The organism is Microbispora sp. CSR-4, assembly GCF_008033685.1.
Taxonomy (GTDB): domain Bacteria; phylum Actinomycetota; class Actinomycetes; order Streptosporangiales; family Streptosporangiaceae; genus Microbispora.
Map to the genome: position 1 here is coordinate 227773 of NZ_VJVX01000002.1, position 19567 is coordinate 247339.

19 protein-coding genes are annotated in these 19567 nt (G+C 71.3%); 5 read left to right on the top strand and 14 right to left on the bottom strand.

Translation table 11 applies throughout. The features are described 5' to 3' along the window. A complete protein-coding gene (locus FLV34_RS04425) occupies nucleotides 1–612 on the top strand; it encodes a TetR/AcrR family transcriptional regulator (RefSeq protein WP_147942434.1) in 612 nt (203 codons plus the stop codon). Here FLV34_RS04425 and FLV34_RS04430 read toward each other — a convergent pair. After that, the gene (locus FLV34_RS04430; RefSeq protein ID WP_261985652.1) at nucleotides 573–1841 is read right to left on the bottom strand and encodes a class I SAM-dependent RNA methyltransferase; all 1269 of its coding nucleotides are present in this window, start codon (nucleotides 1839–1841) and stop codon (nucleotides 573–575) included. The genes FLV34_RS04425 and FLV34_RS04430 overlap by 40 nt on opposite strands. Next, a complete protein-coding gene (locus FLV34_RS04435; protein ID WP_147942435.1) occupies nucleotides 1838–3880 on the bottom strand; it encodes an APC family permease in 2043 nt (680 codons plus the stop codon). Before FLV34_RS04435 ends, FLV34_RS04430 begins: the two co-directional genes overlap by 4 nt. A 106-nt stretch (nucleotides 3881–3986) precedes the next feature. Between FLV34_RS04435 and FLV34_RS04440 the strand changes: the two genes are divergently transcribed. Together FLV34_RS04440 and FLV34_RS04445 are read left to right on the top strand one after the other, a co-directional pair. Next, on the top strand, nucleotides 3987–4655 hold the full coding sequence (locus FLV34_RS04440) for a TrkA family potassium uptake protein (protein ID WP_142645505.1): 669 nt from the start codon (nucleotides 3987–3989) through the stop codon (nucleotides 4653–4655). Beyond that, entirely contained in the window at nucleotides 4655–5323 is a 669-nt protein-coding gene (locus FLV34_RS04445; RefSeq protein WP_142645506.1) for a TrkA family potassium uptake protein, read from the top strand. The genes FLV34_RS04440 and FLV34_RS04445 overlap by 1 nt, the downstream gene beginning before the upstream one ends. Nucleotides 5324–5418: 95 nt before the next feature. Here FLV34_RS04445 and FLV34_RS04450 read toward each other — a convergent pair whose 3' ends face one another. The 6 genes from FLV34_RS04450 to valS all read right to left on the bottom strand — a co-directional run bounded on the left by FLV34_RS04450 (nucleotide 5419) and on the right by valS (nucleotide 12067). Beyond that, entirely contained in the window at nucleotides 5419–6087 is a 669-nt protein-coding gene (locus tag FLV34_RS04450) for a DUF3159 domain-containing protein (protein ID WP_142645507.1), read from the bottom strand. A gap of 16 nt (nucleotides 6088–6103) precedes the next feature. Further along, the gene (locus FLV34_RS04455) at nucleotides 6104–6496 is read right to left on the bottom strand and encodes an OB-fold nucleic acid binding domain-containing protein (protein WP_142645508.1); all 393 of its coding nucleotides are present in this window, start codon (nucleotides 6494–6496) and stop codon (nucleotides 6104–6106) included. Between the two features lie 174 nt (nucleotides 6497–6670). Further along, entirely contained in the window at nucleotides 6671–7357 is a 687-nt protein-coding gene (locus FLV34_RS04460; protein WP_142645509.1) for a DUF3710 domain-containing protein, read from the bottom strand. A 50-nt stretch (nucleotides 7358–7407) separates the two neighbouring features. Beyond that, nucleotides 7408–7845: a dUTP diphosphatase gene (dut, locus tag FLV34_RS04465; protein ID WP_142623350.1), complete on the bottom strand. Its 438-nt coding sequence runs from the start codon at nucleotides 7843–7845 to the stop codon at nucleotides 7408–7410. 106 nt (nucleotides 7846–7951) lie between these two features. Beyond that, nucleotides 7952–9280, bottom strand: a complete 1329-nt coding sequence (locus FLV34_RS04470; protein WP_147942436.1) for an AI-2E family transporter — start codon at nucleotides 9278–9280, stop codon at nucleotides 7952–7954. A 264-nt stretch (nucleotides 9281–9544) separates the two neighbouring features. Then, the gene (gene valS, locus FLV34_RS04475) at nucleotides 9545–12067 is read right to left on the bottom strand and encodes a valine--tRNA ligase (RefSeq protein WP_147942437.1); all 2523 of its coding nucleotides are present in this window, start codon (nucleotides 12065–12067) and stop codon (nucleotides 9545–9547) included. Between the two features lie 69 nt (nucleotides 12068–12136). On the opposite strand from valS, the gene FLV34_RS04480 reads away from it, so the two are divergent. After that, nucleotides 12137–12454 (top strand): DUF4235 domain-containing protein, encoded by a 318-nt coding sequence (locus FLV34_RS04480; RefSeq protein WP_142645512.1) that lies wholly within the window; start codon nucleotides 12137–12139, stop codon nucleotides 12452–12454. Here the strand turns inward: FLV34_RS04480 and FLV34_RS04485 are convergent. The 5 genes from FLV34_RS04485 to FLV34_RS04505 all read right to left on the bottom strand — a co-directional run bounded on the left by FLV34_RS04485 (nucleotide 12444) and on the right by FLV34_RS04505 (nucleotide 17843). Beyond that, complete coding sequence (locus FLV34_RS04485) at nucleotides 12444–13841, bottom strand: trehalose-6-phosphate synthase (protein ID WP_142645513.1); 1398 nt, start codon at nucleotides 13839–13841, stop codon at nucleotides 12444–12446. The two genes, FLV34_RS04480 and FLV34_RS04485, sit on opposite strands and share 11 nt — an antisense overlap. A 494-nt stretch (nucleotides 13842–14335) precedes the next feature. Beyond that, nucleotides 14336–15088 carry a hypothetical protein gene (locus FLV34_RS04490; RefSeq protein ID WP_260617100.1) on the bottom strand — a complete coding sequence of 251 codons (753 nt, stop codon included), beginning with the start codon at nucleotides 15086–15088 and terminating at the stop codon, nucleotides 14336–14338. 19 nt (nucleotides 15089–15107) lie between these two features. Beyond that, the gene (locus FLV34_RS04495) at nucleotides 15108–15407 is read right to left on the bottom strand and encodes a DUF4193 domain-containing protein (RefSeq protein WP_030505490.1); all 300 of its coding nucleotides are present in this window, start codon (nucleotides 15405–15407) and stop codon (nucleotides 15108–15110) included. A 258-nt stretch (nucleotides 15408–15665) separates the two neighbouring features. Next, nucleotides 15666–17150 carry a cell wall metabolism sensor histidine kinase WalK gene (locus tag FLV34_RS04500; RefSeq protein ID WP_260617101.1) on the bottom strand — a complete coding sequence of 495 codons (1485 nt, stop codon included), beginning with the start codon at nucleotides 17148–17150 and terminating at the stop codon, nucleotides 15666–15668. A gap of 39 nt (nucleotides 17151–17189) precedes the next feature. After that, nucleotides 17190–17843, bottom strand: a complete 654-nt coding sequence (locus FLV34_RS04505; protein ID WP_142645514.1) for a response regulator transcription factor — start codon at nucleotides 17841–17843, stop codon at nucleotides 17190–17192. 241 nt (nucleotides 17844–18084) lie between these two features. Here FLV34_RS04505 and FLV34_RS40190 point away from each other — a divergent pair, with 241 nt between their 5' ends. Continuing rightward, a complete protein-coding gene (locus tag FLV34_RS40190) occupies nucleotides 18085–18249 on the top strand; it encodes a hypothetical protein (protein WP_167530612.1) in 165 nt (54 codons plus the stop codon). Between the two features lie 436 nt (nucleotides 18250–18685). Here the strand turns inward: FLV34_RS40190 and FLV34_RS04510 are convergent, their stop codons facing one another. Next, complete coding sequence (locus tag FLV34_RS04510) at nucleotides 18686–19507, bottom strand: inositol monophosphatase family protein (RefSeq protein WP_142645515.1); 822 nt, start codon at nucleotides 19505–19507, stop codon at nucleotides 18686–18688. Between the last annotated feature and the right edge of the window lie 60 nt (nucleotides 19508–19567).

Sequence of the window (19567 nt, forward strand, 5' to 3'; positions counted from 1 at the left end):
TTGACTCGGAAACCCCGGACCGACGCGGAGCACAACCGGCGGCATCTCGTGGCGGTCGCCCGCGCCGCGTTCGCGGCGGACGGGCTCGATCTGCCCGTGCACGAGATCGCCCGGCGGGCCGGCCTCGGCGTCGCGACCGTCTACCGGCACTTCCCGTCGCGGCAGGACCTCGTCACCGCCGTGCTCGCCGAGCAGGTGACGGCGTGCCGCGCGCGGATGCGCGCCGCCCTGGACGATCCCGACCCCTGGCGGGCGCTGCGCGCGACCATCCACCGGTTCGCCGACGGCCAGGTGCGGCACCGCGGGTTGAACCAGGCGCTGCTCGGCTCCCACCCCGCGGGCGCCGCGATCGCCGGGCAGCGCCGGGCACAGGTCCGGAGGCTGGAGCGGCTCATCGAACGCGCCCGGAGCGCGGGCCACGTCCGTCCCGAGGTGTCGATCGAGGACGTACGGATCGGCCTGGCGGCCATCGCCTCCCTGCGCGCGGGCTCGCCCGAACGTACGGAGGCGGCGGTGCGGAGGCTGACCGACCTCCTGGTGGCCGGCATGGCCGCCCCTGCCCGTGCGGCGGATCAGTCCCTGACGAGCAGCGCGACGCACTCCACATGGTGAGTCATCGGATATTGGTCAAAGGCCCGCAGGTCCTCCAGGCGATAGCCGAGCCCGGCGAACCAGGCGACGTCCCTGGCCAGCGTGGCCGGGTCGCACGAGACGTACACCACGCGCGAGGCCTCCAGACCGGCGACGCGTTCGACCACGGGACGGCCGAGACCGGCGCGGGGCGGGTCGGCCACCACGAGATCGGCCCGCTCGATCCGGAGCCGGTCGAGCGCCTCCTCGACCCTGCCCCGCTCGACCTGCGCCTGCGGGAGGTCGCGCAGGTTGAACCGGGCGTCCTGCGCCGCCTGCGGCTCGGACTCGATGCCGAGCACGGCGCCCTCGGGGCCGACGGCCTCGGCGAGCCCGGCGGCGAACAGACCGGCGCCGCAGTAGAGGTCGAGCGCCCACTCCCCCGGCTCGGGACGGCCGAAGTCGAGCACCGCGCCGAGCAGCGTGGCCGCCGCGCCCGGGTGGACCTGCCAGAAGCCGCTCGCGGTGACCCGGAAGTCGCGCTCGCCCACCCGCTCGGTCAGCGAGGCCCGGCCGCGCAGCGCGCGGGTGCCCCGCCTGCCCTCGTCGAGCAGGACCGCGGCGTCCACGTCCGGGATGTCCGCCCGGCGGCGTGGGACGGGCTCGACGATCACGGCGCGGTCGCCGCCGGAGGCCGCGACCACCTCGACCGCGGCGGCCCCGCGCCAGCCGAGGCGTTCCGCGCCGATCTCCTCGACGGCGGGGTGCGCGATCAGGCACCCGGTGACGTGCTCGATCTCGTGCGACCGGTGGCGCCGCAGCCCCGCCGTGCCGTCCGGCTCCACGGCGAACCGTACGCGGGTGCGCCACCCGAGGCCGTCCTCCGCACCCGGCACCTCCTCGACCACGACCTTGAGGTCGAGGCCCGCCAGACGCCGGAACTGCTCGGCGACCACGTCGGCCTTGAGCCTGCGCTGCGCCTCCAGCGACGCGTGCTGCCAGTCGCAGCCGCCGCAGCGGCCGGGGCCGGCGAACGGGCAGGGCGGCGTGACCCGGTCGGGCGACGGCTGCAGGATCTCGACCGCGTCGGCCCGCAGGAACCGCGCGGTCTCCTCGGTGACCTCGGCGACCACCCGCTCGCCGGGCAGCGCGTGCCGGACGAAGACCACCCGGCCCTCGTGCCTGCCCACGCACCAGCCGCCGTTGGCGACGGCGTCCACCGTCAGTTCGAGCCGTGCGCCGCCCATGTCGGCCTCTTTCCTGTCGTTCATGCCTTGATCTGCGAGTTCTTCGACGGCGGCTGGTAAGAGCGGCGGGAGGCGCCGGGAGCGGACGGCTCCCTGCGGCGCTTGAGGCGGTCGGAGGAGGCGAGCTGGAACGGCACGCTCGTGACCATGACCCCGGGCTTGAACAGCAGCCTTCCCTTGAGCCGCAGCGCGCTCTGGTTGTGCAGGAGGTGTTCCCACCAGCGGCCGACCACGTATTCGGGGATGTAGACCGTCACGACGTCGCGCGGCGAGCGCCGCCGCAGCGACTTCACGTATTCGAGCACCGGACCGGTGATCTCCCGGTAGGGCGAGTCGAGGATCTTCAACGGCACCGCGATGCCGCGCCGGTCCCACTCCTCCTTGAGCCGGTTCGCCTCGTCGGCGTCCACGCTGACGGTCACGGCCTCCAGCGTCGACGGGCGGGTCGCCCTGGCGTACGCGAGGGCGCGGAGCGTCGGCTTGTGGATCTTGGAGACGAGCACGATCGCGTGGTTGCGTGCGGGCAGCAGCGACTCGTCGGCCTCGTGCCCCTCCGGCGCGGCGAGCTCCGCGGCGACCCGGTCGTAGTGCCGCCTGATGCCCTTCATCATGAGGAAGAGCACCGGCATCGCGATGCAGACGATGTACGCGCCGTGCGTGAACTTGGTGGCGAGCACGACGACGAGCACGAGCCCGGTCATGACGGCGCCGAAGCCGTTGATCACCCGGGAGCGCATCATGCGGAACCGCGCCCGCGGGTCGCTCTCGGTCTTCAGGAGCCGGGTCCAGTGCCGGACCATGCCGATCTGGCTGAGGGTGAACGAGACGAACACGCCGACGATGTAAAGGTTGAGCAGTTTGCTCACGTCCGCGTCGAACGCCCAGATCAGCAGACAGGCCCCCGCCGCGAGGATGACGATGCCGTTGCTGAACGCGAGGCGGTCGCCCCGGGTGTGGAGCTGGCGCGGCAGATAGCGGTCCTGGGCGAGGATCGAGCCGAGCACCGGGAAGCCGTTGAACGCGGTGTTGGCGGCCAGGAACAGGATGAGGGCGGTCACCGCGGCGATCACGACGAACAGGAACGAGCCGTGGCCGAAGACGGCCGAGGCGACCTGCGCGATGATCGGCTGCTGGTAGTAGCCGGGCCCGGCCGGCCGGCCGTTGATGATGACGTGGGTGGCCATGACGGCCGGGTCGGTCAGCTTCACGCCCGACTTGAGGCCGAGGAAGATGATCCCGCTGAACATGACGACCGCGATGAGGCCCATCATCAGCAGCGTCGTCGCGGCGTTCCTGCTCTTGGGCTTGCGGAACGCCGGCACGCCGTTGCTGATCGCCTCGACGCCGGTGAGCGCGGCGCATCCCGACGAGAAGGCGCGCAGCACCAGGAACGCCATCGCGAATCCGGCGAGGTTGGTCTGCTGCCCGAGTATGTGATAGTCCGCGGTCGGCGCGCGCAGCTCGTCGCCGAGCACGACCAGCCGGAACAGGCCCCACGCCACCATCCCGATGACGGCGATCATGAACGCGTACGTCGGGACGGCGAACGCGACGCCGGACTCCCGGATGCCGCGCAGGTTCATGACCGTCAGCAGCGCGACGATGGCCACCGCGACCAGGGGCCGGTGCTCGGCGACGAAGGGAATCGTCGCGCCCACGTAGTCGGCGCCGTTGGCGACCGACACGGCCACGGTCAGCACGTAGTCGACGAGCAGCGCGCTCGCGACGGTCAGTCCCGCGGTCGGGCCCAGGTTGGTCGTCGCCACCTCGTAGTCGCCGCCGCCGCTGGGATAGGCGTGCACGGTCTGGCGGTAGGAGGCGACCACCGTGAGCATGACGAGGACGACGCCCGCGGCGACCCAGGGGCTGAGGCTGTAGAGGCCCCCCCCGCCGATCGACAGGATGACCAGGATCTCCTGCGGTGCGTACGCCACCGAGGACAGGGCATCACTCGCGAAGACCGGCAGTGCCACACGCTTGGGCAGCAGCTGATGGTGGAGCGCCGTGCTCCGCAGAGCCCGCCCCACGAGAAGCCGCTTGACAAGATCTGGCACCTTGGACACGTCTGATGAGCCTAGTCCCCCGGTGCCGCTCCCAAGTCATGCGGTGTGGGGCACTGGCGACATACTGTCTCCATTAGGAGACCGCCACAACCCACGGCGGGGGAGCATGCATATCGTGATCATGGGATGCGGACGGGTCGGCTCGACCCTGGCGCACATCCTTGAGGACAACGGGCACTCGGTCGCCGTGATCGACCGCGACCCGCAGGCCTTCCGTCGGCTGCGGGCGGGCTTCCGCGGCCGCAGGGTGACGGGCATCGGCTTCGACCGCGACGTTCTCGAAGAGGCCGGCATCGCCTCGGCCGCCTCCTTCGTCGCCGTGAGCAGCGGCGACAACTCCAACATCATCTCCGCCCGGGTGGCCCGCGAGATGTTCGGCGTGGACAACGTCGTCGCCCGCATCTACGATCCCCGCCGGGCCGAGGTCTACCAGCGGCTCGGCATCCCCACCGTGGCGACGGTCCGCTGGACCGCCGACCAGATCCTGCGCCGGGTGCTGCCCGAGGGCGCCGAGCCTCTCTGGCGCGACCCGACCGGCACGGTCGTCCTGGCCGAGGTTGCCTTCCACCAGGGCTGGATCGGCGTCCGGGCCAGGGAGATCGAGAACGTCACCGGCGCGCGCGTGGCCTTCCTCAACCGCATGGGCGAGGCGCTCGTGCCGAAGGACGCGACCGTCGTCCAGGAAGGGGACATCCTCCACCTGGTCGCCACCGAGAACGACATGGACCGCATCAACAAGACGCTGTCCGCCCCGCCGTCCGACGAGGAGCACTGATGCGCGTCACCATCGCCGGCGCCGGAGCCGTCGGCCGCTCCATCGCGGCGGAGCTCCTGGAGAACGGCCACGAGGTCCTGCTCATCGACATCGACCCGCACGCCATCAAGATCGACAGCGTGCCGCGGGCCGAGTGGCTGCTCGCCGACGCCTGCGAGATCTCCTCGCTGGACGAGGCCGGGCTGAACAGCTGCCAGGTCGTGATCGCCGCCTCCGGCGACGACAAGGTCAACCTCGTGGTCTCGCTGCTCGCCAAGACCGAATATGGCGTGCCTCGGGTGGTCGCCCGGGTCAACCACCCCAAGAACGAATGGCTGTTCAACGAGTCGTGGGGCGTGGACGTCGCCGTCTCCACCCCGCGCCTGCTGTCGGCCCTGGTCGAGGAGGCGGTCAGCGTCGGCGACCTGGTGCGCCTGATGACCTTCCGGCAGGGCCAGGCCAACCTGGTGGAGCTGACGCTGGCCGAGGACGCGCCGGTGGTCGGCCAGCGGGCGGGCTCGGTGCCGTGGCCCGTGGACTCCGCCCTCGTGGCGATCCTGCGGGAGGGCCGGGTGCTGGTGCCCTCGGCCGACGACCCGCTGGAGGCCGGCGACGAGCTGCTGTTCGTGGCCAGCCAGGAGGTCGAGCAGGAGCTCACCGAGCTGCTGTCGGCACACGAACGTCCCTGACCCGCGGACGTCCCTGACCCGCGGACGTCCCTGACCCGCGGACGGCTCAGGCCCCGGGCGGTGCGCCCGGGGCCTGAGCCGTTTCCGCGTGATCGTCAGACGGACGGCTGCGGTGGCGGCTGGATCGGGGTGCGGCCACGGGCGAGCACCCACACCATCGCGGCGAGCCCCGCGACCTGCAGCGGCCAGCCCAGGGCGATCTTGGCCACGCCGAGGGCGGTCACCTGGTCGGCCCAGTAGAGCGGCAGCTGGATCACCACCCGCAGCAGGCAGGGCAGGATGAGCAGCCACGTGAGCCGCGAGCACAGCCGCACCAGCGCGCTGTCGTTGTGCCAGGCCGTCGGGTCGCCGGTCACCGAGCCGATCAGGAAGCCGACGATCGGCCAGCGGACCACGATCGACAGCAGCATGCCGGCGGCGTAGGCCGCGTTGTAGAGGATGCCCGGCAGGAACACGTCCTTGGCGTCGCCGGTGCGGGCCGCGAAGAACGCGCCGATCCCGATGCCGACGAGGCTGTTGAGCACGAACTGCGGCGTGCTCCGCTGCGCGATCCGCACCAGCAGGAGCACCACCGCCGAGGCGATGCCGACGATCAGCGAGGTCTTCAGGTCGTGGGTGCCCATCCACGTGCCGGTGAAGGCGAGTGTGGGCACGGCCGCCTCGACGATCCCGCGTTTGCCGCCCAGCGCCTTGCTCATCTGTGCGCGCACCGCCGCCTCGACGGTGGCGTGCGCCGCGGGGGCCGTCATGTCCGCTGTGCTCATACGGTCTCCTGAGAGATCAAGGGCCACCGGCCGGGCGTAGCTCGTAGCGGGGATTGAACATCACTTTACGGCCGTCCTGGACGCTGACCAGCCCCTCGGCCCGCACCACCCGGCCCGGCTCGATGCCGGCGATCTTCCGGCGGCCGAGCCAGACCAGGTCGATCACGTCCGACCCGTCGTACAGCTCGGCCTCCAGGGCGGGCGCGCCGCCGCGCGGGCGGAGGGTCACCGTGCGCAGCGTGCCCGCGACGCACGTCCGCTGGCGCTCACCGCACCGCGCGATGGGAGTGGCCCCCTGCTCCTCCAGGTCCTCCTGGAGCTCGGCGGCCTCCAGCTCGGCCTGGCTGGTGGTCAGCCGTCGGAAGAAGCCCCGCAGTCCGCCGCGTTTGGCAGGCTCCGGCGTGCCCATCGGTCACTCACCCAGTTTCCTCGTTCGCGATCCCCTTCGGGGAATCGTCGTCCTGGCTTCCAGCCTAGGCCGGTCGTTTCCCACCGCAGCATACGTGAGCCGCTCAGAGGCCAGAAGGACGGTCAGGCAGGGCTTGCCTCCCGATTCGGTCAACCGGCACATCCCGGACGGATATCAGCGGATCTCGCTGATCTCCGGACCGCGTTCGAAGGGCCGGAACTCCTGCTGCCGGGACGCCTGCTGCTCCTCCATGGCCTGCCGGGCCTCGGCGGGCAGCCGGAGCTGGATCGCCTCCTTGGGCGGCATCGGCTCGTCGCCGCGCACGACGACGATGCCGCGCACGACGTCCTCCAGGGTCCGCGCCGCCTCCGGGTCGACCGCCGCCCTGCCGCTGATCACGGCGCGGAGGAACCAGCGCGGCCCGTCGACGCCGAGGTAACGCACCGGCTGCCGCCCCTGCGGCTGTCCCTGGCTCTGCACGGGCACCTCCGCCGCGATCTCGGGCCCGAACGGGCCGTCGCGGTCCTCGGCCGAGCCGCCCGCGGCCACCACCTCACGGGCGAGCTCGGCGCGCACCTCGTCCCAGATCCCGCTGCGCTTGGGCGCGGCGAAGGCGTTCACCTGCAGGGCGCTCTCCTCGACCAGGACGATCACACCGTCGACCTGGTCGCCCGCCATGCTGAGCTGGATCTCGAATCCGGGACCTACGGGCAGGCGCAGGCCCCCCAGGTCCACGCGCTCGGCCTCCGGGTAGTCGTCCGCGGCGTCCCAGGGGCCCGTCGTCCGCGCCGGGGCGTGGCTCTCCTCCCGCACGAAAGCTGGTGCGGTCTCCTCCTCCGCGCGTCGCCGGCGTCGCAACACTTCTCTCACTCTCCTCGCATCGTGGCCCGGTGTTCCCGGGCCCCGGGGTGTCAGCTCCCCGTCGAGCCGAACCCGTTCGTGCCCCGTACGGAGCCGGGCAACCGGTCGACCTCGTAGAACGCCGCCCGCTCCACCCGCTGGACGACGAGCTGGGCGATGCGGTCGCCGCGCCGGAACCGCACCGGGTCCTTCGCGTCAGTATTGATCATCGTCACTTTGATCTCGCCCCGGTAGCCGGCGTCGATCGTGCCCGGCGCGTTGACCAGCGTGACACCGTGCCGGGCCGCCAGGCCCGAACGCGGATGGACGAAGGCGGCGTACCCGTCCGGCAGCGCGATGGCGACACCGGTCCGCACGACCGCCCGCTCGCCGGGCAGCAGTTCCACGTCCTCCGCCGCGTACAGGTCGGCCCCGGCATCGCCCGGATGCGCGTACGACGGGAGCGGAAGGTCCGGGTCGAGCCGGTGGATCAGGATCTCGACGCTCATCGGGCGGCCTCGATCCCGCGAGCGGCGGCCGCGGCCCGTCTCGGGCCCGGCAGTCCGGAGTTCGGCAGTCCGGAGTTCGGCGCAGGGCAGCTCATGAGGCAAGACCCTACCCGTTGCGCTGGGGGGACACCGCCTCTCCGGTGCCGGATGACGGGCGCGCCGTTTCCTGCTTCCGCCCGCCCTCGTCGGAGGCGGCGGGCTGGGAGGTCGCGGGCTCCTCGGCACCGGGCTCCGTGGCACCGCTCTCCGCGGCACCGGACTCGATGGCGCCGGATTCCGGGCCCGGGGGTACGCCCTCGGGCGCAGGCTCGTCCCCGGCACCCGGTTCTCCGGTTCCAGGTTCTCCGGTTCCAGGTTCTCCGGTCCCCGGCTCCCCGGTCCCCGGCTCCCCGGCGCCGGGCGGGCCGCCTTCGGCCGCCTCGATGGCGCGCGGCCGGCCGCGGCGCAGCTCGGGCAGCGCGCGATAGATGACCGCCGTGAGCGGGACGGCCACCACGGCGCCCGCGATGCCGCCGAGCACGCCGCCGACCGCGAGGACGAGGATGATCGCGAGCGGGTGGAACTCCAGGGCCCGGCCCACGATGAGCGGCTGGAGCACGTGGTTCTCCAGCTGCTGCTCGACCACGAGGATGCCCACGAAGATCAGTGCCAGGAACCAGCCCCGGGAGCCGAAGGTCACCAGCGTCGCGATGGTGCCCGCGAACAGGATGCCGACGATCGGGATGAAGCTGGCCAGGAAGACCAGCACCGCGAGGGGCGCCCACAGCGGCACCTGCATCCCGGCGAGCACCACGCCGATCACGAGCCCGTGGATGGCCGCGACCGCGACCGTGCCGTGCACGTAGTGGGAGATCGTGGCCCAGGCCGCGCGGCCCGCGGCGTCGACGCGCGGCGTGGCGCTGCCGAAGGCGCGCAGGAACCAGGACCAGATCCGGTCGCCGTCCTTCAGCAGGAAGAAGGTGACGAACAGGATCAGCACGATGGAGGTGAGCACCTCGACGACGGCGGTGGCGCCGCTCAGCAGCGTGCTGGTGATCTGGGTGCGATATTGGGTGATCTGGCTGCTGAGCTGGTCCACGAAGTCGGCGATCTGCGCCTCCTTCAGATGGAGCGGCCCGTGGAGCAGCCAGTCCTGCACGTTACGCGCGGTCACCTGGATCTGCAGGACCAGCCGGGGGAACTCCTCGTTCGCCCGCACGCCGATCAGGAACCCGATGCCGACGATCAGCGCCAGGCCGAGCAGCATCGTGATCCATGTCGCATAGATCGGCCGGAGGCCGGTGGCGCGCAGCCGCCGGGTCAGCGGGTGCAGCAGGGCCGCGAGCAACAGCGCGACGACCACCGGCATGACGACGAAGCTGATTCTGTCGATGATCAGCCACAGGACGTAGATCATCCCGCCGAGCAGCAGCAGCCGCCAGCTCCACGCGGCCATCGTCGCCAGCGTCGGCGGGACTCTCTCGGTGGTACTGCGGTTAGACGGGATCACGGATCCAGACTGGCATGTCGGCGGGCGGGACGCGCAGCCGTTTTACGCGCGCCTGGCGGTCGTTTCGCCCTCAACCCTACGCAACCCCCGGGGCACGTGCCGGAACGCCCGGAAACGTCCTGGAACGTCCCAGAACTTCGCCGGCCGCCGTCGTCCCGACGGAGGGACGACGGCGGCCGGCGGTGGCCTCACACGATCAGCTCGGCGGCCTCACGAGGTCAGCTCGGCGACCGCGTCGAGCGGTCCTTCACCGGATTCGAGGACGAACTCCTCGACGTTGCCTGCCGCGCACAGGTCGTCCTGGGCCTGCCGGACGAGGTCCGCCTGGGCGCCCGACACGGTGAGCCGGGCGACCTCGGCCCGCATCGACAGCCGCGCCTCGGACTTGGCCCGCCGCACCCGGCGCAGCACCTCCGCCACGGCCTCCAGCACCGCCGGATCGCCGTGCCGCGCCTCGGGCAGCTCCTCGGGGGACGGCCACGGCGCGCGGTGCACCGAGCCCTCCCGCCACCACGACCAGACCTCCTCGGTCACGAACGGCAGGAACGGCGCGAACAGCCGCAGCAACACGTCGAGCGCCCGCCGCAGGGCCGCGACGGCCGAGGCGTCCCCGTCGTACGCGCGGGCCTTGACCAGCTCGACGTAGTCGTCGCAGAACGACCAGAAGAAGCGCTCGGTCCGTTCCAGCGCCCGGGTGTAGTCGTACGCCTCGAACGCCTCGCCTGCCTCGGCGACGACCGCCGCCAGCGAAGCCAGCATGGACAGGTCGACCGGCTCGGTGACCTCGCCGCCGCCCTCGGACCGGAAGCCGAGCACGAACTTCGACGCGTTGAGGATCTTGATGGCCAGCCGGCGGCCGATCTTGATCTGCCCGGTGTCGAAGGCCGTGTCGGTGCCGGGACGCCCGTTCGCGGCCCAGTAGCGGACCGCGTCGGAGCCGTACTCCTCCAGCAGGCCCATGGGCGTGACCACGTTGCCCTTGGACTTGGACATCTTCTTGCGGTCGGGGTCGAGGATCCACCCGGAGATCGCCGCGTGCCGCCAGGGCAGCCCGCCGTGCTCCAGGTGCGACCGCACGACCGTGGAGAACAGCCAGGTGCGGATGATCTCGTGGGCCTGGGGCCGCAGGTCCATCGGGAACACGCGGCGGAACAGGTCGTCGTCGCGCTCCCACCCGCCGGCGATCTGCGGAGTCAGTGACGAGGTCGCCCAGGTGTCCATGACGTCGGGGTCGCCGACGAAGCCGAGCGGCTTGCCCCGCTGGTCCTCCGAGAAGCCGGGCGGCACGTCGCTGGACGGGTCCATCGGCAGCGCCGACTCGGGCGGGACGATCGGCGCCTCGTAGACCGGCTCGCCGTCGGCGTCGAGCGGATACCAGACCGGGATCGGCACGCCGAAGAACCGCTGGCGGGAGATCAGCCAGTCGCCCGCCAGGCCCTCCACCCAGTTCTCGTACCTGACCCGCATGTGCGGCGGGTGCCACTCCAGCTCCCGGCCGCGCTCCAGCAGCTCGGCGCGGAGCTTGGCGTCCCTGCCGCCGTTGCGGATGTACCACTGGCGGGTGGTGACGATCTCGAGGGGCCGGTCGCCTTTCTCGTAGAACTTCACCGGCCGCTGGATCTTGCGCGGCTCGCCGTCCAGGTGGCCGGACTCGCGCAGCATCTCCACGATGCGCTCGCGCGCGCTGTGCACGGTCTTGCCGGCCAGCTCGGCGTACGGCTCGGCCGGCACGCCCTGCGGCGGCTCGGGGAGCAGGCGGCCGTCCCAGCCGATCACCGGCCGGGTGGGCAGGTCGAGCTCGCGCCACCAGGTGACGTCGGTGACGTCGCCGAAGGTGCAGATCATCGCGATGCCGGAGCCCTTGTCGGGCTCGGCGAGGTGGTGCGCCACGACCGGCACCTCGACCCCGAAGACCGGGGTGCGGACGGTGGTGCCGAACAACGGCCGGTAGCGCTCGTCGTCGGGATGGGCGACCAGCGCCACGCAGGCCGGGATCAGCTCGGGCCGGGTGGTCTCGATCCAGACCATCTCCCCGCCGGGCCGCTCGAACCCGATGCGGTGGAAGGCGCCGGGCCACTCCCGGTCCTCCAGCTCGGCCTGGGCGACGGCCGTGCGGAACGTCACGTCCCACAGGGTCGGGGCCTCGGCGACGTACGCCTCACCGCGGGCGAGGTTGCGCAGGAACGCCCGCTGGGACGCCGCCCGGGCGTTCGCGTCGATGGTCGCGTAGGTCATCGACCAGTCCACCGACAGGCCGAGACGGCGCCACAGCTCCTCGAACGCCTTCTCGTCCTCGGCGGTCAGCCGCTCGCACAGCTCGATGAAGTTGCGGCGCGAGATCGGCACCTGCCGCTTGGCGTCCGGCTTCTCCGGCGGCGTGAAGTCCGGGTCGTACGGCATCGAGGGGTCGCAGCGCACGCCGAAGTGGTTCTGCACGCGGCGCTCGGTGGGCAGCCCGTTATCGTCCCACCCCATCGGGTAGAAGACCTCGCGCCCCCGCATCCGCTGGTAGCGGGCGATCGTGTCCGTGTGCGTGTAGGAGAAGACGTGCCCCACGTGAAGGGACCCGGAGACGGTGGGCGGCGGGGTGTCGATGGAGTACACCTCGTCCCTGCTCCGGGACCGGTCGAACCGGTAGGTGCCCTCGGCCTCCCAGCGCGCTACCCATACCGCTTCCAAGCCGTCGAGTGTCGGTTTCTCGGGCATGGCTGCGTGGAGTCGCTGTTCGGTCATGCCACCACATGGTATGGCGTGGACCGTCACCCCGCGGGGAGACACTAAGGTCGTTATCGAGGAGGAATCATGGCGGACAAGGCGCGGGAGGCCGAGCGCGAACTCAGCGCGACGGACAAGCCCGACATGCAGTGGCGGATCGTCGGCGGCCTGCTCGGCCTGGCGGTCGGCTTCTGCTCGCGCAAGGTTCTGGCGTTCGCGTGGGAGAGGGCGACCGGCAAGAAGCCGCCGGCGAGCGTCGACTCCCCCGAGATCGGGCTCGGCGAGGCCATCGCGTACGCCGTGGTGATGGGCCTGGGCATGGAGATCACGCGAATCGTCGTCACGCGCTCGGCGGCGAAGAAGTGGCGCTCCTGGAAGGACGCCGCCCGGGACATCACTCCCTAGAGGCGGCAGGCTCCCCCGACTCCAGGGCCTGCAGGAAGTCGCTGGCCCACCTGTCCACGTCGTAGGTCGCGACCCTGCGCCTGAGCGAGCGCATCCGGCGCGCCAGCTCGTGCGGGGTCGCCCGCATCGCCGTCAGCATCGCCCGCTTCATGCCGGCGATGTCGTACGGATTGACCATGTACGCCTGGCGCAGCTCGTCGGCCGCGCCCGCGAACTCGCTCAGCACGAGCGCCCCGCGCAGGTCGTGGCGGCAGGCGACGTACTCCTTGGCGACGAGGTTCATGCCGTCGCGCAGCGGCGTGACGACCATGACGTCGGCCGCGCAGTAGAGCGCCGCCAGCTCCTCCTTGTTGTACGACTGGTGGAGATACGAGATCGGCATGCGGCCGAGCACGCCGTGCTCGCCGTTGATGCGCCCCACCCTCAGCTCGATGTCGTTGCGCAGCCGGATGTATTCGGCGACCCGCTCGCGGGTGGGCGTGGCCACCTGCACGAAGACCGCCTCGTCCGGCTTGATCGCGCCGTCGTCGAGCAGCTCGCCGAACGCCTTGAGCCGCTGGCCGATGCCCTTGGTGTAGTCGAGCCGGTCGACGCCGAGCAGCACGTGCTCGGGATCGCCCAGCTCGGCCCGGATCTCCTTGGCCCGCTGCTGGATGCGGGGCTCGCGGACGAGCTGGTCCATCTCACTGAAGTCGACCGAGATCGGGAACGCCTCGGCGCGGACCGTCCGGTCCTCGAGCTGGATCGCGTTGCGGAGGTGCGGCAGGCCGAGCAGCCGGCGGCACAGCCGCAGGAAGTTGTGGGCGCCTCCCGGCCGCTGGAAGCCCACGAGATCTGCCCCGAGCAGCCCTTCGAGGATCTCGTTGCGCCAGGGCAACTGGTAGAACAGCTCGCCCGGCGGGAACGGGATGTGCAGGAAGAACCCGATCTTCAGGTCGGGCCGCAGCCTGCGCAGCATCGCCGGCACGAGCTGGAGCTGGTAGTCCTGCACCCACACGACCGCGCCCGGCGCGGCGGCGTCCGCGGCCGCGCGGGCGAACCGCTCGTTGACGGCCCGGTAGGCGTCCCAGAGCACGCGCGAGTAGACGGGCGTGGCGACGACGTCGTGGTAGAGCGGCCACAGCGTGGCGTTGGAGAAGCCTTCGTAGTAGAGCTCGACCTCAAGCTGGGACAGCGGGATGGGGATCAGGTGCATCCCGTCGTGGTCGAAGGGCTTCAGCTCCTCCCCTGCCGCCCCGGTCCAGCCGAGCCAGGCCCCGTCACGCCGTTGCATGACGGGCGCGATGGCGGTGACGAGCCCGCCCGGGCTGCGCCGCCATTCGTTCTCGCCCACACGATCGACCGGCAGCCGGTTCGCGACGATCAGAAACGAGCTGGTGCCACGCATGAATCCCCTCCAGGTGGTCGCCTGTGACCACCATACGGAAAGTCACCAGTGCCCCCCATACCCGTAAGAACATGCACAATCCACGCCCATCACTGTGAGAATGATCTCATGCAGCTCATACAGGGTCGCCAAGAGGTTTAGACCAATCGGTGACACTTCTCTATCTGGAAGATCAGGGCGACCGGAGACTGCCGATTGGGACGGACGCCGGGGCGTCCGCCGGGCGGCGAGGTGCGCCGGGGGTGCCGGCCCAAGTCTGCCGGGGTGTCGATTGCGCGGGCTCGGGAATGTCGGCCCGGGTGCCTCGGGGATGTCGGCCCGGGTGTGTCGAGCGTGTCGGCTCGGGTGTCGCTGCGGAGGCCTCGAACGGGCGGTTCGGGGTCTTCGGGGATGTCGGCCCGGGTGCGTCGGAGGTGTCGGTTCGCGGGCTCGGGTGTCGGTACGGGGCCTCGAACGGCCTCGAACGGTCGGTTCGGGGGCGTCGGGGGCGTCGGTCAGCTCGGCGGCAGGGTGCGCTGGCGGCGCAGGTCCGCGCGCACCGCGGCGGCGAGTTTCCTGGTCGCGGCCCGGTTCAGCGCCCCGCCGGCCACGGCGCCGGTGAGGAAGGGGCCGAGGGTGGTGAGATGGCGGCCGAGCGTGCGCATCAGGCGGTTGCGCAGGGCGGTCTTCGCGGCGGTCCCGAGTGCGATCGTGGCCGAGCCGGGGGCGAGGGGGTTGACGCCCCGCTGCTTCGACCAGGCGAGCGCGAACGCGGCCGCCCTCTGGGTTCCGTTGCCGGGGACCTTCACGCCGTACACCTCGTGCAGCTCGGCGAGGAGCTTCACCTCGATGGCCGCGACGACCAGCGTCTCGGCCACGATCTGGGCGGGCGCGGAGAGCAGGAGCGGCGGGGCGGCGAACTCCGCCGCGGCGAGCGCTCCGCCGACCGCGCCGACCGCCGTCGTCGCCTTCGCCGCGGTGCGGACGAGATCGTCGGCGAGCTGCTCGCCGGTGAGCCCGTAATGGTGGTCCCGCAGCGTCTCGTAGTCCCTGACCGGTAACCGCGGGGCGATGTTCATGAAGACGTCGGCCAGCCATCGCCCCCGGCCGACGCCGCGTTCGCGTGTCTTCGCGGCGGACCTTGCCAAGGCCCCGCTGAGGCGGCCGAGCAGCCGACGCCGCTCGGCCCCGTCCGTCTCCTCAGGGGCGACGAGTTTGCCGACAAGGTCGGCTACCTCGTTGTTTGATTCATCCGCTGCTGAAGTCACGGACCCTCCCAAGGGTCTCCTAGGCGGCGCACTCGCGGCAGACCTGCTGGCCGTTCTTCTCCGAGGCCAGCTGGCTGCGGTGGTGCACCAGGAAGCACCGCGAGCAGGTGAATTCGTCGGCCTGCCGAGGAATCACCCGCAGCGAAAGCTCCTCGTTCGACAGATCCGCCCCCGGCAGCTCCAGCGACTCGGCCAGATCGGTCTCGTCGATGTCGATGCTGCCCGACGACTTGTCGCTCCTACGCGCCTGGAGTTCCTGAAGGCTGTCCTCGTTCAGATCGTCGTCGGTCTTACGCGGGCTGTCGTAGTCGGTAGCCATCTGCTACTCCATCCCCCTCATCTATCTGCCTGCGCCTGTGTCGCGCGTGGATAACGCTCGGAAGGCCGGTGTTGTGCCCGCGGGGGCCGCTAAATTGTGCATTCGGTACCCGCTTGAACGAACACTGAACCTCCCGACACGCGAGGGGCATCCCACCTGGGGCTGCGGTTAGCCAAATATGGCGAAAACCACAGTATCGGCGGTATCCCCACCGCGTTCGACGGCACATCCAACCACATGTACGGCGTGCACGCTCCATCAGCGCGCCGACTGTGGTGTCCCCGGAGACGCCCCGGCTCCGGAGAGACGCACCGTCACCACGAGACCACCCCCGTCGCGGGGGACGGCGGCGACCGTTCCGCCGTGCGCGCGTACGATCGCGCGCACGATGGACAGGCCGAGACCCGCGCCCTTGGCGGATTGAACCCGGTCGGCATTCAGCCGCCGGAACGGCTCGAACAGGCTCTCCACCTCGTACGCGGGAACGTGTGGTCCCGTGTTCGCGACCTGAACAACGGCACCCCCGTCCACAATTCCCGTCCGGACCCATACTTTTCCGGACTCGCCAAGGTTGTGCTTGATGCCGTTCTCGATGAGGTTGGACACGCAGCGTTCTATGAGAACGGGGTCGCCCGTCGTGGCCGCCGGGTGAAGGTCGTGCTCGACCGTGACGCCCTCTTCCTCGGCGAAGGGGGCCAGCTGCTCCACGGCGGTCCTGGCCACCTCCCGGACGTCCACGGGCTTTCGCACCGACAGCTCACGCTCGCTGCGGGCGAGCAGCAGCAGGCCCTCGATCAGCCGCTCGTTGCGCGCGGTGGTGCCGAGCAGCGTGCGTCCGAGCACCTTGAGATCCTCCGACGCCTCGGGGTCGGACAGCGCCACCTCCAGCACCGTACGGTTGATCGCGAGCGGCGTCCGCAGCTCGTGTGAGGCGTTGTCCACGAACCTGCGCTGGGCGTCGAAGGCGGTGTTGAGCCGGGTGAGCATCGCGTCGAAGGTGTCGGCCAGCTCCTTCAGCTCGTCGTCCGGGCCCTGGAGGGCGATGCGCTCGTGGGCGAGCGAGGTCTCCGACAGCTTCCGCGCGGTCGCCGTCATCTTCATGACGGGCCGCAGCGCCCGGTCGGCCACGAGATAGCCCAGCATCAGCGCCAGGATCCCCACGCCCAGCAGGGCCAGCAGGGCACGCTTCAGCAGCTCGGCCCGCGCCACGGCGGTGACCTCCGCCTGCGACTGGGCGAACTGGTGGTTGGCCTCGTCGATCCACTCCTGCGGCACGCTCCCGCGCGGCAGGAAGATCTGCGGCACGCTCTGCCAGCCGATGTCGATCGCCTGGCCGATCAGCACGTACATGACCATCACCAGCAGCGCGCCGGCGACGAAGACCAGCGCGGCGTACGTGAGGGTCAGACGCCACCGGATGCTGACGCGGTTCTGCAGCGACCTGATCTCGTTGAGCAGGTTGCCCCGCTGCACCGGATGGGCGACCAGGGGCGGCGGGCCGTCCCAGGCGGGCGGGCCGCTGGGCGGCGGCGGCACCTGGCTGCGGTAGGGACCGGTGCCCATCGGGCTCGACATCCGGCGGGTGGGACCCGCCGGGGCCGGGCCACCGGCCGAAGCCGGCGCGTCCGGAGCCGCCAGGTCAGGCGGGGGCACGTCCGGCGAGGACGCGGCGGCGTCCGGTTCCCCCGGCGGCGGAAGGATCTGGGGCGTCCTCCTCTCGGAGGCGTCACGCGGTTCGCTCACAGGGCCCCCTCCCCCGGGACATGACGGTGGCGCGGGTCGTCACAGCCGGTATCCGACGCCGGGCACGGTCTCGATGACCGGTGGATCGCCCAGCTTCTTGCGCAGCGTCATCATGGTCACCCTGACCACGTTGGTGAACGGGTCGATGTTCTCGTCCCACGCCTTGTCGAGCAGGTCCTCCTGGCTGACGACGGCGCCCTCGGCCCGCATCAGCTCCTCCAGCACCGCGAACTCCTTCTTGGTGAGGTGGACCTCGGCCCCGTCCCTGGTCACCTGCCGCCTGCCGGGGTCGAGCCGGATGCCGGCGCGTTCGAGCACGGGCGGCAGCGGCGGCGCGGACCTGCGGCCGAGCGCGCGCACCCGGGCCACGAGCTCCATGAACACGAACGGCTTGGCCAGATAGTCGTCGGCGCCGAGCTCCAGCCCCTCGACCTTGTCGTCCACGTCGCCCGCGGCCGTCAGCATGATGATCCGCGAGGCCGACCGCTGGGCGACCAGGCGGCGGGCCACCTCGTCGCCGTGCACCTTGGGCAGATCACGGTCGAGCACGATCACGTCGTAGTCGATGTAGGCGGTCTTCTCCAGGGCGGCGGCACCGTCGTAGGCGACGTCCACGGCCATCGCCTCCCGGCGGAGGCCGGTGGCGATCGCGTCCGCGAGCACCCGCTCGTCCTCCACCACAAGCACGCGCATCAAGTCCTCCTAGCTGGTACGAGGCCCCTCATTGTGGACTCACCCGGCGTAAGCCGCCGGTAAGCGGTTCCCGCGCTCTACGTGACGTAGAGCACAGAAATTCACAGGTTTACGGTCGCTCCGGACATGGGTAAAGCCCGTGACACCCTCCATTGTCGTGTGCCGGGGACGGGCGCGCCTCTCCACAGGATCCGTGCCGGAGCCCCCGTGACACGTTTCGCCCCCTGAGAAAGAAGGTGAGATGGGCGAGTTCACGACCACGATCGAAACCAGGCTCGACCAGGCCTACAAGGGTCTTGAAGAGGCCACCACGAGCGGGGACGACTTCCTCGCCGACACCCTCACCGCCGAGATCGAGGACCTGCACCGCCTCGCCGAAGATCACGGCATCGACATCCAGCGCTGACCGGAACCGAAACTGACGAGGGGGCCCGCCGCAAGGCGGGCCCCCTCGCCTGTACCCAGGGCGAACGCACCGCGAACTCCACCGAACTCCCCCGAACTCCCCCGAACTCCCCCGAACTCTCCCGAACTCCCCCGAACTCTCCTCGAACCCTTCTCGAACTCGACGCGAATTCACGCCGGCGGTCGAGGACGTCGCGCGGAGCCCGGCCCGGGCGCCAGGCAGCAACGCGATCAAGCTCCGCGATCGAGCGCCGCGATCGAGGCCGCGGTCGAGCGCCGCGATCGAACAGCGGCCCGGGCGGCCGACCGGCAGGCCGCCGCGCGCCATGCCCGGACGGCTCCCCGCCCCCCGGTCCGCTCCCGCGTCGCCATTCGTACGGAGGAGAAGCCGGGGCGCAGGAGTAGCCGGGGAAGAGGGCGCGGCCCGGGTGAACGCGTCAGTCGCGCTCGGGGTCGAGGGGGACGAGCAGGTCGTGCAGCTCCTCGAAGAGGCCCGGGGCCGCGCTCAGCGCCATGTCCGGGCCGACCGGTTTGCCCTTCAGACCGGCGACGCGGGCCCCGGCCTCCTGGGCGATCAGGCCCGCCGCCGCGTGGTCCCAGTAGTTGGTGCCGCGCTCGTAGTAGGCGTCTACCCGGCCCGCGGCGACCGAGCAGAGATCGATCGCGCACGAGCCGCCGCGCCGGATGTCCCTGACCTGGGGCAGCACCTGCGCCAGCACCTCGGCCTGCACCCGGCGCCGGCCGGCCGCGTAGCCGAACCCGGTGGCGACGAGGGCCTTGGCCAGCGGGACGCCGGTGTTGCAGCGCAGCCGCTCGCCCCTCAGCCAGGCGCCGCCGCCCTTCGACGCCGTGAACACCTCGCCGCGCGGCACGTTGTGCACCACTCCCGCGACGATCTCACCGTCCACCTCCACGCCGATGCTCACCGCCCAGTCGGGCAGGCCGTACAGGAAGTTGACGGTGCCGTCGATGGGATCGACGACCCACCGGACGACGCCCTCGCCGGGGGTGTCTCCGCCCTCCTCGCCGAGGACGGCGTCGTGCGGCCTGGCCTCGGCGATCCTGCCGCGGATCAGCTCCTCGGCGGCCCGGTCGAGCGCCGTGACGACGTCGGTGGGGCTCGACTTGGTGGCGAGCACCTCCGGTCGCGCGGGCCGCTTGGCAAGGAGCATCTGACCGGCCTCCTCGGCTATGCCGGTCGCCAGCTCCAGCAGCTCCTCCACCCGCGCGCGGTCATGCCGGTCCTCCCGCTGGTCCATCCTGGCCTGCCCCCTCCTCGTACGTGCTCACACCGAAACGGCCGGCGCGGGGCGCCGGCC